We start from the raw sequence: 15,574 nt of genomic DNA, 5'->3' as shown, positions 1-15,574 counted from the left end.
CGTTCTTGTCCACGGCTACGAATTACAGTCTTTATACGGTTCTCGCGGTAGACGATTCCGAGATCAATTTAAAGCTGATCGTACATACTCTCCAACCTTTGGGGTTTCAGATCTTCACCGCGGAATCGGCGGCCGAGGCGCGTAACGTGCTTTTGACCAACCGGGTCGATATTCTTTTGTTGGACGTGAGTATGCCGGGGCAGGACGGTTTTTCGTTCTGCAAGGAACTCAGGGAAATCGAACGATTCAAACTTCTTCCCATACTTTTTATCACCGCGATCAACCGCGAACTCGGATTCGACGAAGCGATCTCTCACGGAGGAGACGACTTCATCCACAAACCGTTTCAGCCGAGGGAATTGATCGCAAAGATCCGCGCTTTTATTCGGATTAAAATTCTTCAGGACGAAGTCTTAGAACAAAAGCGGAACTACGAAAAGGAACTGATCATGGCGCGGAAGGTTCAACAGGAACTTCTTCCCGAAAAGGAATTGGAATGGAGCGGAGTAAGTTTAAGCACGATCTTCCAACCTTTGATGCAGATCGGCGGAGATTATACGGACGCTTGGATTGAAAACGAATGTCTTCATATCTTCATCGCGGATTGTTCCGGTCACGGTCCTTCTGCGGCCTTGCTCGCGGCGATGCTGAAGATGCAGGTTTCCAGTCTTTCTCCCGATCAGACGTTGCAGGAAAAGGTGCGGACGCTGCGTCACAATCTCGAAAAAATTCTTCCCGAGGAATTTTCGATCACGTTCTTTTACGGAATTCTTCACAAGGATCTTCACTTCGAATATTCGAACGGAGGTCATCCTTCTCCGATGCTTTTTAAGGACGGGGCCGTTACGACTCTTCCGGGGATGGGGCCTCTTATCATTCCGATCGAAATCAACGTAAGCGAAGAATTCAAAACCGTTCAATTGGAAAAAGGTTCGTATCTTCTTTTATACACGGACGGCGCCACGGAGATCGCGGACAAAACCATGAACATTCTCGGCGAAGAAAAGCTGAAGAGAATTTTTCAGGACGGAGTTTCCAAAGGCGGGGACATTCTCGCATCGATGATGCAATCCATTCTTGCGCATTCGGACCGTGGAACGAATGATGACGATATCGCTATGATGGTATTGAAATTATGAATTTGCCGAATCCTTCCTACCGGGGTAAAGTCAGGGACATTTACGATCTCGGAGACAAGTTGATTCTTTCCTCCACGGATCGTATCTCTGCGTTCGACGTCGTCTTTCCCCAGCCGGTTCCCGATAAGGGAAAGGTTCTCAACCGAATCTCCACTTCTTGGTTTTCCTTCTTTAAGGATATTCCCAATCATATCTTAGAAACCGATGTGAAGAAGTTTCCCGCTCCGTTTCAAAATCATCCGGATCTGGAAGGACGTTCGGTTTTAGTAAAGAAGTGCAAACGTATCGATTATGAATGCGTGGTTCGCGGTTATATTGCGGGTTCCGGTTGGAAAGAATACAAGGACGCGGGAACTCTCGCGGGCGTGACTCTCCCCAAAGGTTTGAAAGAATCCCAAAAACTTCCCGAGCCGGTGTTTACTCCCGCGGTCAAAAACGACCAAGGTCACGATGAGAACATCTCCGAAGCCGAAATGGAAAATCGGATCGGAAAGGAACTGTTCGGAATTCTGAAGGAAAAATCGATTTCCATTTTCAACCGGGCCTCTGAAGTGGTAGATAGGGCCGGAATCATTCTTTGTGATACCAAATTCGAGTTTGGAATCTTGGACGGACAGGTCATTCTGATCGACGAGCTTCTTACCCCGGACTCTTCCCGGTATTGGTCTGCGGATACGTATTCGGTGGGAATTTCTCCTCCGAGTTTGGACAAACAGATCCTTCGGAATTATCTGGAAACTACGAGCTGGAACAAGATGCCGCCTGCGCCCGATCTCCCGGCCGGATTGATTCAGGAGCTGAGAGAAAAATATCAGAAGATAGAGGATCTCATTCTTTCATGTACATCGCAAAAATCCAAGTAGTCCTCAAAGAATCCGTTCTCGACCCTCAGGGAAGCACGGTGAAAAAAGTTCTTTCCGAAGTCGGTGAAAAATCGGTGCAAGACGTGAGAGTCGGAAAATACATCGAACTCAAGATCGACGCTCCGAACGAAGACGCCGCGAGAAAGGACGTGGAAAGACTTTGCGATAAGATTCTCGTCAATCACGTTATAGAAACATATTCTGCGAATATTCAAAAACTATGAAAGTTGCGGTCATCACGTTTCCCGGTTCCAACTGCGACGCGGACATCTACCGCGTTTTGAGAGATCAATACGACGCCGAAGTCGATCGCGTTTGGCATAGGGATCAGCTCGATAAGAAATACGAACTCGTGATTCTTCCCGGAGGATTTTCTTACGGAGATTATCTCCGCTCCGGCGCGATGGCCGGTTTTTCTCCCGTGATGAAATCGGTAAAGGAACACGTGGACAAGGGCGGAAAGCTGTTCGGGATCTGCAACGGATTTCAAATATTAACCGAAGCGGAATTCCTCCCGGGCGCTCTTACAAGAAACAAAACTCTGAAATACATCTGCAAAACCGTGACCTTAAAAAAAGGTTCGGCCAACAATCCGATCACGACTTCCTTGGACGCTTCGAAAGAATTGAGAATTCCGATCGCCCACGCGGACGGTTGTTATTATGCGACATCCGATGTTCTCAAACAATTGGACGACGAGGGGAGAATTCTGTTTCGTTATTCCGGAGAGAATCCGAACGGTTCTCTCGACGCGATCGCGGGAATCACTTCTAAAAATTTCAAGGTCGCCGGTATGATGCCTCACCCGGAGCGCGCCATGAATTCGATCACCGGAGAAGTGGACGGCAAGGTCGTTCTGGATCTTATCCTCGGCGCTTGATATAAAACAAGTCTCGATCGGAACGTCGCGAGTATATTAGGAAATTTGGATTTAGTCCGCGCGTCCCGGCTAAAACGCATATCGCAGTCGCAGCTCGATTCCTTTCCGATTTATGAAGAATTCTTCCGTGAACTCCTGTATTATATTTAAAGAATACAGATTTCGCGGATAATCGCGAATTTTATCCCTTATTCGAGTGTATTTGACTCGAAAATTGATTCGTTGAATAGTAGAAAAGGATAATATTTCATTCAAAACATTAGAATTTGCGAATTCCCCTGCAGTTATAACTGAGAATATTTCAAATTATAAACCAAGTGGAAGGAGTTCCAACATTTCTTGTATGATAAAGACAACGAAAATTTAGGACGTTTCTCGAACAAATGTCCTTTCGAGGTATGTCTTGTCTTGCATTCTGTTTGTTCCAATTCTTATTTTCAGTCTTTTTACTTTCACACATTGTACATCCGAAAAGGAACAGAATACAAAGACGGAAACTTCTAAGGCGACGGATAAATCCGGTGAAACGACCGCAAATCCTGTGGATACCGCAGCATATCCTTTCCCACCGGACAATCAGCCGACGCCCGATCGGATTCTTCTCGGGAAAACATTGTTTTTTGATCCGATTCTTTCCGGCTCCAACTGGATCAGCTGCGCGACTTGTCACAATCCGGGACTCGGCTGGTCGGACGGACTCAAAACCGCGGTCGGCCATAATATGAAGGTTTTAGGAAAGAACACTCCGACCATTCTCAACGGAGCTTTCGGAAATAAGATGTTCTGGGACGGACGTGCCGACAATCTCGAAGCGCAGGCCCTCGGTCCGATCGCTTCTCCCGATGAAATGAATCAGAATTTGGACGAAGCAGTATTAGAATTAAAGAATATTCAAAAATACAAAGATCTTTTTGCAAAAGCCTATCCAGGAGAAGAAATCAGCGCGAATACGATCGCCAAGGCGATCGCGAATTTCGAAAGGACGATCATCTCGACCGATTCTCCCTTTGATCGTTGGAAAAAAGGGGAAACGAACGCGATCTCTAAATCGGCGCAAAGCGGCTTCGCGCTCTTTAACGGGAAGGCGAACTGTGCGTCTTGTCATCAAGGGGAGCATTTTACGGACAACGGATTTCATAACATCGGTCTGAAATCGAATCGAAAGGATGTCGGAAGATTTAAGATCGTTCCGGTTAAATCCATGAAAGGCGCGTTTAAAACTCCCACGTTGCGGGATGTCGATTTTACGGGGCCTTATATGCACGACGGAAGTTATGCGACGTTGGAAGAAGTCGTGGAGCACTACGATCGGGGAGGGGACGAAACGTCGAATCTCGATCCGAACATGGCTCCGCTCAAACTGAACTTTCAGGAAAAAGCGGACTTAGTCGCGTTTATGAAATCATTGACCGGGAAGAAACGGATCGTCTCCATTCCCGAGTTGCCGAGATAAGATTAAAAAAGATACTATAGGAGTTTTACATGTCGATTCGATGGAACGTTATTCTGTTCGGTTTAATTTTTTTCGCGGGAAGTTTGTCCGCGGCGGAACACGAAGTGGGGCAAAAGAATAAAAAATTCACGGTGGAATCCCTCAAGATCAAGATGGGAGATATCGTAAGTTTTCCGAATTACGATTCCTTTTACCACAACGTTTATTCTCTTTCTCCGGTTAAGATCTTCGACTTGGGATCGTACGCCAAAGGACAGACTCAAAAGGTGAAATTCGAAAAGGCCGGAAAAATTACGGTTCAATGCGCGATTCATCCCGATATGAAGATGACGATCGACGTTCAATGATGAAAATACGTTCAAATATTCTGATATTATTTCTCTTTGTTTTTGCGTTTGCCGACGTGAATGCGGAGAATCCCAAGGAAAAGTCCGTGATCCGAGGCAGTATCGTATTCCGTACATACTGCGTTCTGTGTCACGGTGAATCCGCGGACGGAAAAGGAAGACTCGCCGCGGGCAAGGTTCCTCCTCCGGCGAACTTGACGATCACGAAGCTCAGCGATTCTCAAAAGGAGGAAATCATCCGAAAAGGCGGAGCAGGCGTGAACCGTTCTGCGTTTATGCCGCCTTGGAAGGACGAACTTTCCGAAGAACAGATCAAAGACGTGATCTCGTATATCAATTATCTTTCCAAAAACAAATAATCGGTGAACCTACTCAATCGGATCAGCATCAAAACGAGACTTCGCTTCAGCTTCGGGGCGATCATCGGCGTATTCATTCTTTCGTCCGCGTTGATCGTCTACAATACGTTCACGTATCGAAAGGCGATTCGATCCATGATCGACCATTCTCAACCTAAGTTTCAGTTGATGAACCTGACCTTGGAAAAACTGATTCTCGCGGAACTTACGCTTTCTTCCAAGGTTTCCACGATCGACGCCGTCTTATCCGAAGAAGAATACAAGAAGGTAAAGGTTCTCATCGACGAGATTCGAGCGAACCTAACTCGTTTGAACGGTTATTATCTGGAAAAAACGGAAGTTGAAAAGTTGAATTCTTTGAAGGAAGGTTTGAACGATCTTCTGCGATACACGGATACGATTCACCTTCTCGGAATGGAGAACCGCAGACAGGAAGCGCAGATCCTTTACGTGCGGGGAATTCATCCGTTGAGCGCATCGATGCGCGGCGTTATCAAGGAGTTGATCGAGTTCGAAGCCTTGGAATCGCGCAAAAGTGAAGAAACCGCGGAAGCGCAACTAACGTTATCCTTATACACGATCAGCATTCTTTCCGTTCTTTCCCTGATCGCTGGTGTGTGGTTTTCCAGATCCATCATTCTGTCCGTGATGTTCCCTTTAAAAAGGGCGATCGACTTTGCGTCCGAAATCCAAAACGGAAATCTGAACAACCAAATCGATATCGATAGTTTGGACGAAATGGGCGAGCTGCTCGAATTCTTAAAAAGAATGGAAACATCTTTGCGCGAAATCATCGTTGAGGCGCGCAACTCGGTCGAAAGTTCGGAAAGAGCCGGTCAGGAATTCGCGAAAGTTTCACAGGAATTTCTGCAAACCTCCGAAACGCAGGCCTTCGATTCTCAAAAGGTCGCGGACCATATCGATCGTCTGAGCCGCTTAGTCGAAAAGAATACGCAGACGATTTTGATTTCGGGAGAACATCTCCGTAACCTCGAACGCGAAATTCAAAGAAATCTAATGTCTTTGGCGAGCGTCACCGAGTCCCTAAACTCTTTGACCGTACGTGCGAAGGAATCCTCCGAAACGGCCTTGAAAGGAAGAGAAAAAGTCGACGCGGTTCAGAAGTCCTTTGCCGAAGTTAAACGAACCGTACAAAAGATTAAGGACGCGCTCGTCAAGATCGGAGAAATTTCCACAAGAACGAATATGCTTGCCCTCAACGCAGCGATCGAAGCTGCAAGAGCCGGAGAACACGGAAAAGGTTTTTCAGTCGTCGCGGAAGAGGTTTCCCAACTCGCCGAACACACGATGAAAAACACGAGGGAAATCACCGAACTGATCGAGTTTACCCGGACGAATATCGATTCCGGAAACGGAGAAATGGATCAGTTCTCCGATTTTTTCAAAATCATTCAAGAGAACGCCGTGAATGTTGCGGAGTTCAGTCTCCGTCTTTTGGACGACATGAGAGTTCAGGAGTCCGGCCTCAATCAATGTTCTCAACGAATGCACGAGGTCGCATCGAATATTACGGATTTGGAATCCTCTTCTTTGGAAAATAAAAGCGCTTACGGTTCGATACGGGAATCGGTGCAGAAACTTTCGCAGGGCGCGCTTCAAATTTCTTCCGGTTCTCAGGCGATCAACGAGGGGGCGAAAAAGATCGACGAACAATCGACAAAAGTAAAACGCCTGATGGAAAAATTTAAGGTCTGACAAACGGATCCGTATAGAGCGACTCGCTGAGTTCGGGAGTGGAACCCGAATCAACGCTATCGAATACTTAAGGGATCCTTTCTTCGATTCTACTTTTCTTTGAATAAAAAAGGGTTTGCTTCCTTTGGAACCCAGGCAATCGTATCGTCGTCTAAACTATACGCCTTCCTTTGAAGGGGGCTCCTTTAGAGATACGATCGTTGAGCCTTCTTTATGCCGAAAATAAAGCGCGAATATTTTGGGATATTATAATATTCTTTTGTATTTTGTTCGCTGCCGTCGAGTCGCCGCTTCGAATCGTTCTTTTTTATGAAAAGGGTCTTACCTTGAGCGGCATATACATTTTGGTCGACTTGCTGTTTTTGGGCGATATTTTCGTGAATTTATTCTTTCCCGAATCCGCGCGGACGGAACGCAGACCTGCTTTCCGAAAAGAGATGATTCTCCCTTATTTAAAAAGCTGGTTCGTATTCGATTTCATCGCCGCATTCCCTTTCGAATTGGTCGCTCAGAAAGCGATCGGTATCGAACTCACCTTTCATCCGTATTTGTTTCTTTTATTCGGGATCACTCGTATCGTTAAGGTGGTTCGGATTCCGGGAATCATTCGCAGGCTGAATCTCGCATTCCAGCCGTCGCCTGGTGTTCTTCGTTTAGGATTGCTCGGCTTTTGGATCACGATCGTGGCCCATTGGTTTGCGGTCGGTTGGCTCTATATGGACCAATTGGAAAGGATGAAAACCGGATGGAACGAATATGTCAAAGCTCTTTATTGGTCCGTGATGACGCTTGCCACCGTAGGTTACGGAGACGTGCTTCCCGCAACGACCGAACAGAGGATCTATTCGATTTTGGTGATGATGATCGGAGCGGCGGTTTACGCGACCATCATCGGGAACGTGGCGAGTATTCTCGGAAATCTGGATTTGGAACGTTCGGCCCGCATCAAAAGAATGTCGCAAGTGGATTCCTTTTTAAAGGCGAGAAACCTTCCCTCGGATTTGAGGATGAAAATCCGCGAGTTCTACATTTACATTATCGAGAAAGGTTTCGGTCAAAACGAAAAGGAATTGTTAAGCGACTTGCCCATTCCCCTGCAAAGGGAGGTCAAGATTCATCTGCATCGGGAACTTTTAGAAAAGGTTCCGTTTCTTAAGGGCGCGGAGCCTTCGTTCATTACGACGCTCGTGTTTTCCCTCAAACATCAGATTTTTCTCCCCGGCGATATCATATTCAGGAAAGGTGATATAGGTCATAACTTGTACATTCTGAGCGAAGGGACGGTTGAAATTCTCGGAGAAAACGATCACGAAGTGATCGCGAAAGCCGGAGGCGGACAATTTTTCGGAGAGTTGGCTTTGATTACCGAGGAAAGGAGATCGGCTACGGTTCGATCCGTGGGAATCTCTCAGGCGTACACTCTCAGTAAGGGTGATTTTCTGAACGCCTTGAACGATTATCCCGTATTTAGAGAGGCGATCCTTACCAGAGTTCGGAATTTAAAAGCGCAGACACGGACGCGTAAAAAACGAACGGCTAACGGAAAGGTTTCAAAACGGGAAAGGAAGAATTGACCGAACCGTTTCGAGAACTTCGATCAAAGCGCGAATCAGACTTCTAAGATCGCGAATCCTTTCTTAATCGTTTCCTTTTTATTTCCGATGCGAATCTTACCGGAAATCTTTCCTTCGATCCGTTCCATCGGAATCTTTTTCCCCAACAAACCCGAAATCGTCGAATGTGTAGTCCGCACCGGAGTCACGGTAAGTTCGATTTGATCGGAAGGATCATGAAGCACATACGATAAGGATTCTTTTTTGAAACTCGCCGTTTCCAAAAACGTAGGAATTCCGTTTCTCCAAAGTAGAATGCCCGTCTTTTGGTTGTAGTTCAAACGAAACGAATTCTTTCCCGCGCCCCATCCGTAGATTCTCGATTCCGGAAAAAAGGATTGGTTGGCAAAACCCGTGGTGATGCTGTAGGAAAGTTTTTCCGAAGATTCCAAATTCCAAGTTTGATCGTCGAAGGCGAGTTGTCCCCGCACGCTGAGATCGGGCGAAATCAAACGAAAGAGCCAGTCCTTGCCGGATTTTTCCAAAGAAGAAACCGGCTTATGCGTTTTTTCAACGGTGCTTACGAGTGCGTCGAGTTGAAGATTCAAGTTCGAAGCTAAGATCGATGAATGCGTATACCCTTGTTGGATCGTATCGTCCAGACGAAAGTTGAATCTCTGATTGCCTTGGGTAAAACTCCAATAACCGTTTCGAAACGTGCCTCGGGATAAGTATTCTTTGCCCGGGCTGCCGATCCATTCGAAGTCCTTGAAATTGTCGGATTCGAAAAACCAAAGATGGAGAAGGGCCTTACAGGCCCCCGGGCCTCGGAAAATTCGCAACCCGAGAAGAAAATCTTCTGTAATCAAATCGACTAAAACGGAGTCTATTTTCTTCCAGGAAGAGAAAAAAGAAGTTTTATACTCTCTGGAGTTGTCGATTCCAAGAGTTCCTGAATAGAGACCGAGATTGGGTTCTAATGTGGAGGGGTTGAGAAGATGGCCGATCGCCTCTTTCATGAAGAATACCTTTAGGATTGTCAGTTTTTCCAGAGGTTTCAAAAAAAAAAGAAGAATGTGGTCTTCTCTTCTCCTTAATTTGGCGCTTTTTGTCCGGAATTTTGCTTGCCGGACCTTGCTTTGTGGATTCCAGTATAGGAACTCTTAAAAAAACATGTTGTACAGCCAGGATACAAGCAACCTTCTCTCGTATGGGGAGAATTATTATCAACCTCACTATCAACCGATCCTGGAAGTTACGAACTGCAACATCATCGGCTACGAGGTTCTCGGGAGATTTTATTCTCCGGAAAAGAACGAATATCGTTCGCTCGGTTATCAATTCCACAATCCAGAACTCGATACGATTCGATTGATCCAGATCGATCGGCTGATCCGCGAAAAGGCGATTCGCCATCTCAAAGATACGGGACTCAGAACCAAGTTGTTCCTCAACATGATGCCGAACTTTCTTTCGATGATTCATACGGGGGACGTTTTGGATCTGAAGAGACTTCACGTTCTCAATCTCATCGAAAAATACGATATATCTCCTTCCGAAGTCGTGTTGGAAATCACGGAAGACAAATTCGACGGAAGCATCGAAAAACTACTCTCGATCGTAAACGTCTTCAAGGACTACGGTTTTAAGATCGCGGTCGACGATCTCGGAGTCGGATTTTCCAACTTGGAAAGAATCGGTTACATTCATCCGGATATCATGAAAGTCGATATCAAGATCATGCGCGAGAGCTTGAACAGAAGATCGTTCAAAAACGTTCTGAGCGCGATCGCGGACATGTCGCAGAAACTCGGATCGGATCTTCTTTTCGAAGGAATCGAAACCGAGGAAGAATTGCATCTCGCTCTTTCGATGGGAGCGAACCTTCTCCAGGGATTTTATTTTTCAAGACCTCAGGTGGAGTTTCAGGATAAGAAGCAGTTCAACAGAACTCTTCGCGATACTCTGGAGAAGTTTTCCGGTCTTCGGTTTATGGAACTCTTGGAAGAATTTCAAAAAGGCCAAGCTGTCATCGACGCCCTCGGAGAAAAACTCGAAGCCCTTCGTCACAACGGAAAAGAGGATCTGCCTCTCGTTCTTCATTTGATGCTGTCCGAGTTGCCCTCGGAAATTCTATCCGTGTTTGCCTGCGATATCTTCGGTTATCAGATCACTCCAACGTATTTCCGTTCGCATCCGGGCGAAGAATGGGATTCCGATCTGACCGAGATCGGGAACAATTACGCTTGGAGACCGTTCTTTATCCGACACAAAGCAAAGGTGGTTCAAAGCGGAGCCAAATGGACCGTGACCGAACCGGTCTACGATATGGATCTTCACAAACAAGTCGTGATCTTTACCTACACTCTTCGCGATAATTATATTCTCGTGATCAAGATGGATTGGGAACGGGTCTAAGATCCGTTTTCGAGTTATGTCGGCTATCCGTAGACTTTGTGGGAACTCCCACAAACACGGGGAAAGAATTTCGATTGAAAATTTAAGAAATCCGTGATATAGAAATTTCGCAGGAATTTTTCCCGCCTCCTCACCCCTCCGCCCAAACAAGGGTGGGGCGTAAGTTTCACGGACTCATTGTCGTACCTCCGACAATTCGTTTGATAACTATTGATCTCTCCTTACAAAAAAAAACACTGGTAGAATAGGGGAAGGTGCGTTTGTGACCGAGATTCTAAAAATCCAGGACCTGCGAGCGGGAATCCAAGTCGGAGATTCCGGAGAAATCAAGGAGATCGTAAAAGGCGTAAATCTTACGATTCGTCCCGGAGAAGTTCACGCCATCATGGGCCCGAACGGTTCCGGCAAAAGCACTTTATCCAACGTCATCATGGGACACCCGAAATACCAAGTATTGTCGGGAGATATTCTATTCGAAGGGAAATCCATTCTCGATCTCCCGACCGACGAACGCGCCCGTCTCGGAATCTTTCTCTGCTTTCAATATCCGACGAGCATTCCGGGAGTTACGATCGGAAACTTTTTAAAGACCATCGTCAAGTCCGTTCGCGGAAAAGAACTACCCGTTAAAGAATTCAGAAAGGAACTCAAAGAATCCATGGCGGCTCTCGACATGCCCGAGTCGTTTATATCTCGTTATGTGAACGACGGATTTTCCGGCGGGGAAAAAAAGAGAAACGAAATTCTCCAGATGAGTTTGCTGAAACCGAAATTGTCCGTGTTGGACGAAACGGATTCGGGACTCGACATCGACGCGCTCCGCATCGTAAGCGAAGGAATCAATCGAAACAAAACTCCCGATAGATCGATTCTACTCATCACGCACTATCAAAGAATGCTAAACTACATCACACCCGATTTCGTTCACGTATTCGCAAAAGGAAGAATTCTCAAAACAGGAACGAGAGAACTCGCGTTGGAATTGGAAGAAAAAGGATATGATTGGATCCTTGCGGAATCTGGAGACTAAAAACCAAGTGTCTTTAGAAACTCAATTTTCGAGTCTGCTCTCCCGCAGCGGGGAACCCCAGGCACTAAAGGATTTTCGCAAGAAGGTATTCGCAAAGTTTCAGACCTTAAAAATTCCGAGATCGGAAAACGAGTCTTGGAGAAAAATCCCCTTATCCAATTTTCATCCGGACGAATTCAACGAAACTCCGGATGCGGCAGACGCGGTTACGTGGAAACTTCCCGAATCGGTAAAACTGCAAAAGGCGGAATCCCTTTCCGGAAAAGAACTCGAATTCTTTCTCGAAAGTCTGGAAACTATATTCCAAAAACAGAATGAAGAATGGTTTACGTTGTTGAGCCTTTCCTCCTTTACGCACGGGATTTATCTCGAAGTCGAATCCGATCGCGTCCTCAAGGAAGAAATCGAAGTGAAGTTTCGCCTCGAAACGGAGAATCGAATTCTTCCGTTGGTCGTTGCAAAAATCGGAAACCACAGCAAGGCGTTTTTTGCGGAACGATACGAATGTCCCGAAGAACAGGATTTTAAATTCTTCCAAGGTTTGACAGTGATTCATGCGGGCGCGGGAACAAAATTTTCCTATGCGGGAATCGAATCCTTCGGTTCGAGCGTATTCCATTTTCAAAATCTATTTTCCGATCAAAAAGAGGATTCGGACGTAAAGATCGCAAAGGTAACTCCCGGCGGTTACAAAGGAAAAAATCTTCTCAACGTGGAACTTTCCGGCAAAGGCGCGAGGGCGCGCGTGATCGGACTCGCTCCGATGGCCGCCCGCGAATTTCAGGATTCCGAAGTGAAGATCGTTCACAACGAAAGTCATACCGAAAGTTCGATCCTTTACAGAGGCGCGTTTAAGGACAAGGCGCATCATATCTTTACCGGCAATCTTCATATTCCGAATTCCTGCAAAGACGTAAACGCGATTCAGATCAACAACAACCTTCTTCTCAACCGATCCGCGAGAGCCGAGTCCATTCCGAAACTCGAAGTATATGCGGAGAACGTAAAGTGCGAGCACGGGGCGACCGTAGGCGAGATCGACGAAGAACAGTTGTTTTATCTCGCTTCCCGAGGAATCGACGAAGACGAGGCGAGAAGAATGATCGTGGACGGATTTTTGGGTCAAGTGATTGGGGAAATCGAATCCGATTCCATACGACAAGAGCTTTTCGAGCTGATCGCCCGTAAAGTGGAAGGTTCCGCATGAGCTTTCGTAAGGTAGCAAATCGTTCCGAAATCGAAAACGGGAAAGTCAAAGTAGTGGAGACCCGCTATAATAGAATCGGGATCACGAGTTTGGACGGAAACATTTACGCATTCGAAGATGTTTGTACACACGACGGAGAGGCGATTTCCGGAGGGGAATTGTGTGGAGACGTAATCACCTGCCCGAGACACGAGGCGCAGTTTTCGATCAAAACCGGAAAAGCGCTTTGTATGCCCGCAGTGGAAGATCTCCCGGTTTATCCCGTAAGAATCGTGGGTGACTCCGTCGAGGTGGACTTGGAGGATTGACATATATGAGTTTCTCAGCCGAAAGAATCAGAACCGATTTCCCGATTTTGGGAACCACGATGAACGGGAAACCTCTCGTTTTTTTGGACAGCGCGGCTAGTTCTCAGAAACCGTTTACGGTCATCGATACGATCGAAAAGTATTATCGCGAAGAAAACGCGAACATTCACCGAGGCATTTATTATCTTTCCCAAAAAGCGACTGAAAAATACGAACTGAGTAGAATCCGTCTTTCCCGCTTTATCGGAGCGCAATGCGCGAAGGTTTGTATCTTCACGAGAAACGCTACCGAGTCGATCAATCTTGTCGCACAAACCTGGGGAAGAACCCAAATTCAAGAGGGGGACGAGATCGTTCTCAACGAACTCGAACACCATTCCAATATCGTTCCTTGGCAGATGCTCGCTCAGGAAAAAAAAGCCGTATTAAAATTCATTCCTCTGAACGAGGACAGCACTTTGGATCTGAGCGGGATCGACGAGATCATCACGAACAAAACGAAACTCGTCGCGGTCTCGCAAATGTCGAACGTGACCGGAACGATTCATGACATTCTCCCCATACAAAAACGCGTAAGACAAGTCGGCGCCAAACTGCTCGTAGACGGAGCGCAGGGAGTTTGCCATCTTCCCGTGAACATGAAGGAAATGGATTACGACTTCTACGTATTCTCCGCGCACAAAATGCTCGGCCCGACCGGAGTCGGTGTTCTTTATGCAAAGGAAGAAATCCTGGAAGAGATGCCTCCTTGGATGGGCGGCGGCGATATGATCGCGCAAGTTTATAAGGAACGATCCACATACGCGGAACTTCCTTCCAAACTCGAAGCGGGAACTCCGAACATAGCGGGAGTGATCGGTTTCGGTTCGGCGATCGAATACCTCGAAACGATCGGGATGCAGGAAATTCGAAATCACGAAGTCGAATTGTTAACATATGCTCTCGATCGATTGGACGATTTCGGCGGACTCGAACTCTACGGAACGAGAGATCTTTCCAAACGAGGCGGAGTGATTTCCTTCAACTTCCCGGGAGTTCATCCGCACGACGTGGGAACGATTCTCGACGAAGAAGGAATCGCGATTCGGGTCGGACATCACTGCGCGCAGCCTTTTATGGCGTTTAAGAATATTCCGGGAACTTGCCGCGCGAGTCTTTACCTTTACAATACAAAAGACGACATCGATCGATTGATCGAGGGTCTAATTAAGGTAAAGGAGATTTTCTCCCGTGTCCTTAAGCGATAGTCTTTACAAAGAAGTCATTCTCGATCACTATCAAAATCCGAGATTTCGAGGCAAACTCGAACCGGCCGATCTTTTCGAACACGGAATCAATCCCCTTTGCGGCGACGAACTCGAGTTGACGATCAACCTCGTCGGAGAAACGATTTCGGACGTTCGCGTGACCGGAAAAGGATGTTCGATTTCCCAGGCCTCGGGTTCCATGATGGCGGAATCGATCCGAGGAAAAACGGTGGCGGAAGCGGAGAATATTCTCAGCCGATTTAAGAATATGTTTTTGGAAGATAAGGATCCGCAGTTCGAGGAAGAACTCGAGGATCTTGAATCGATGGAGTCCGTAAAAAAGATTCCCGCGCGGATCAAATGCGCGGTCCTTCCTTGGAATACTTTGGAACGCGCGTTGGAGCGGGCGTCCAAACGAGGTTGAGTTTGCCTGCGTGCGGATTTTCTCCCGATAAAAAGTGTGGGAACTACCACAATGCAAATATTCATACCATCCAATTTGTGGGAACTCATACAAAGAATCGGGTCGACAAACGACTGTATGAGCTTCGACGGGACTCGGCGGTCGTCGATAAATTGTATGAGTTCCCACAAGTCACCGTTGGTCGCCGTCCCCTTCGGATCGTAAGAGTTCCCACACGGTTTGTCGGGAAAATGAAATAGAAAAACGGAGAGTGAGAAAATGTTAGAAGCCCCCACAAACGCATTGGAAGAACAGATCTACGAAGAAGTAAAAAAAGTGGAGGATCCCGAAATCGGAATCTCCATCGCGGAACTCGGTCTCATCTATAGAATCAAAGTCGAAGGCGATAAGGCCAAGATCGACATGACTTACACCTCCATGGCCTGTCCAGCCGGACCTCAAATGAAACAACAAGTCAAGGATCATGCACTTCGTGTGGAAGGAATCTCCGACGCGGAAGTGGAAGTGGTCTGGGTTCCGAAATGGGATCCGCGCGAAATGGCGACCGAAGAAGCCAAGATGGATCTCGGAATTTTCGACTGAACCGCAAATATCATAAAGTTTGAATGTTTGAATGAAGGAAAGGGGAAA

17 protein-coding genes are annotated in these 15,574 nt (G+C 46.8%); 16 read left to right on the top strand and 1 reads right to left on the bottom strand.

The genetic code is table 11. The annotated features are described in order from the left end of the window. Positions 1 to 5 precede the first annotated feature (5 nt). The 9 genes from LFX17_RS14565 to LFX17_RS14525 all read left to right on the top strand — a co-directional run bounded on the left by LFX17_RS14565 (position 6) and on the right by LFX17_RS14525 (position 8,331). Positions 6 to 1,139 carry a PP2C family protein-serine/threonine phosphatase gene (locus LFX17_RS14565; RefSeq protein WP_238747194.1) on the top strand — a complete coding sequence of 378 codons (1,134 nt, stop codon included), beginning with the start codon at positions 6 to 8 and terminating at the stop codon, positions 1,137 to 1,139. Further along, entirely contained in the window at positions 1,136 to 2,002 is an 867-nt protein-coding gene (locus tag LFX17_RS14560; protein ID WP_238747193.1) for a phosphoribosylaminoimidazolesuccinocarboxamide synthase, read from the top strand. The genes LFX17_RS14565 and LFX17_RS14560 overlap by 4 nt, the downstream gene beginning before the upstream one ends. Further along, the gene (purS, locus tag LFX17_RS14555; protein ID WP_118956110.1) at positions 1,978 to 2,226 is read left to right on the top strand and encodes a phosphoribosylformylglycinamidine synthase subunit PurS; all 249 of its coding nucleotides are present in this window, start codon (positions 1,978 to 1,980) and stop codon (positions 2,224 to 2,226) included. The genes LFX17_RS14560 and purS overlap by 25 nt, the downstream gene beginning before the upstream one ends. Continuing rightward, on the top strand, positions 2,223 to 2,882 hold the full coding sequence (purQ, locus tag LFX17_RS14550; RefSeq protein WP_238730872.1) for a phosphoribosylformylglycinamidine synthase subunit PurQ: 660 nt from the start codon (positions 2,223 to 2,225) through the stop codon (positions 2,880 to 2,882). Before purS ends, purQ begins: the two co-directional genes overlap by 4 nt. A 403-nt stretch (positions 2,883 to 3,285) precedes the next feature. Beyond that, complete coding sequence (locus tag LFX17_RS14545) at positions 3,286 to 4,335, top strand: cytochrome-c peroxidase (RefSeq protein WP_240009264.1); 1,050 nt, start codon at positions 3,286 to 3,288, stop codon at positions 4,333 to 4,335. 29 nt (positions 4,336 to 4,364) lie between these two features. Beyond that, on the top strand, positions 4,365 to 4,682 hold the full coding sequence (locus tag LFX17_RS14540) for a methylamine utilization protein (protein WP_238747192.1): 318 nt from the start codon (positions 4,365 to 4,367) through the stop codon (positions 4,680 to 4,682). Then, positions 4,682 to 5,041, top strand: a complete 360-nt coding sequence (locus LFX17_RS14535) for a c-type cytochrome (RefSeq protein WP_238747798.1) — start codon at positions 4,682 to 4,684, stop codon at positions 5,039 to 5,041. Before LFX17_RS14540 ends, LFX17_RS14535 begins: the two co-directional genes overlap by 1 nt. A gap of 3 nt (positions 5,042 to 5,044) precedes the next feature. Continuing rightward, positions 5,045 to 6,757, top strand: a complete 1,713-nt coding sequence (locus tag LFX17_RS14530; protein WP_238747191.1) for a methyl-accepting chemotaxis protein — start codon at positions 5,045 to 5,047, stop codon at positions 6,755 to 6,757. Between the two features lie 200 nt (positions 6,758 to 6,957). After that, positions 6,958 to 8,331, top strand: coding sequence for a cyclic nucleotide-binding domain-containing protein (locus tag LFX17_RS14525; RefSeq protein WP_238730869.1), 1,374 nt, complete (start codon positions 6,958 to 6,960; stop codon positions 8,329 to 8,331). A 35-nt stretch (positions 8,332 to 8,366) separates the two neighbouring features. Here the strand turns inward: LFX17_RS14525 and LFX17_RS14520 are convergent, their stop codons facing one another. After that, on the bottom strand, positions 8,367 to 9,329 hold the full coding sequence (locus tag LFX17_RS14520; protein WP_238730868.1) for a hypothetical protein: 963 nt from the start codon (positions 9,327 to 9,329) through the stop codon (positions 8,367 to 8,369). 154 nt (positions 9,330 to 9,483) lie between these two features. Between LFX17_RS14520 and LFX17_RS14515 the strand changes: the two genes are divergently transcribed. The 7 genes from LFX17_RS14515 to LFX17_RS14485 all read left to right on the top strand — a co-directional run bounded on the left by LFX17_RS14515 (position 9,484) and on the right by LFX17_RS14485 (position 15,526). Then, a complete protein-coding gene (locus LFX17_RS14515) occupies positions 9,484 to 10,728 on the top strand; it encodes an EAL domain-containing protein (protein ID WP_238730867.1) in 1,245 nt (414 codons plus the stop codon). 262 nt (positions 10,729 to 10,990) lie between these two features. Then, positions 10,991 to 11,758 (top strand): Fe-S cluster assembly ATPase SufC, encoded by a 768-nt coding sequence (gene sufC, locus LFX17_RS14510; RefSeq protein ID WP_238730866.1) that lies wholly within the window; start codon positions 10,991 to 10,993, stop codon positions 11,756 to 11,758. Further along, positions 11,727 to 12,965: a Fe-S cluster assembly protein SufD gene (gene sufD / locus LFX17_RS14505; protein WP_238730865.1), complete on the top strand. Its 1,239-nt coding sequence runs from the start codon at positions 11,727 to 11,729 to the stop codon at positions 12,963 to 12,965. The genes sufC and sufD overlap by 32 nt, the downstream gene beginning before the upstream one ends. Beyond that, positions 12,962 to 13,273 carry a non-heme iron oxygenase ferredoxin subunit gene (locus LFX17_RS14500; protein ID WP_238730864.1) on the top strand — a complete coding sequence of 104 codons (312 nt, stop codon included), beginning with the start codon at positions 12,962 to 12,964 and terminating at the stop codon, positions 13,271 to 13,273. The genes sufD and LFX17_RS14500 overlap by 4 nt, the downstream gene beginning before the upstream one ends. A 5-nt stretch (positions 13,274 to 13,278) precedes the next feature. Continuing rightward, on the top strand, positions 13,279 to 14,520 hold the full coding sequence (locus tag LFX17_RS14495) for a cysteine desulfurase (protein ID WP_238730863.1): 1,242 nt from the start codon (positions 13,279 to 13,281) through the stop codon (positions 14,518 to 14,520). Beyond that, the gene (gene sufU, locus LFX17_RS14490; RefSeq protein ID WP_238730862.1) at positions 14,504 to 14,944 is read left to right on the top strand and encodes a Fe-S cluster assembly sulfur transfer protein SufU; all 441 of its coding nucleotides are present in this window, start codon (positions 14,504 to 14,506) and stop codon (positions 14,942 to 14,944) included. Before LFX17_RS14495 ends, sufU begins: the two co-directional genes overlap by 17 nt. 258 nt (positions 14,945 to 15,202) lie before the next feature. Further along, a complete protein-coding gene (locus LFX17_RS14485; protein WP_238730861.1) occupies positions 15,203 to 15,526 on the top strand; it encodes a metal-sulfur cluster assembly factor in 324 nt (107 codons plus the stop codon). The last annotated feature ends 48 nt before the right edge of the window (positions 15,527 to 15,574 follow it).

The organism is Leptospira sanjuanensis, from assembly GCF_022267375.1.
Lineage (GTDB): Bacteria > Spirochaetota > Leptospiria > Leptospirales > Leptospiraceae > Leptospira > Leptospira sanjuanensis.
This window is presented reverse-complemented; position numbering and strand designations above follow the sequence as displayed.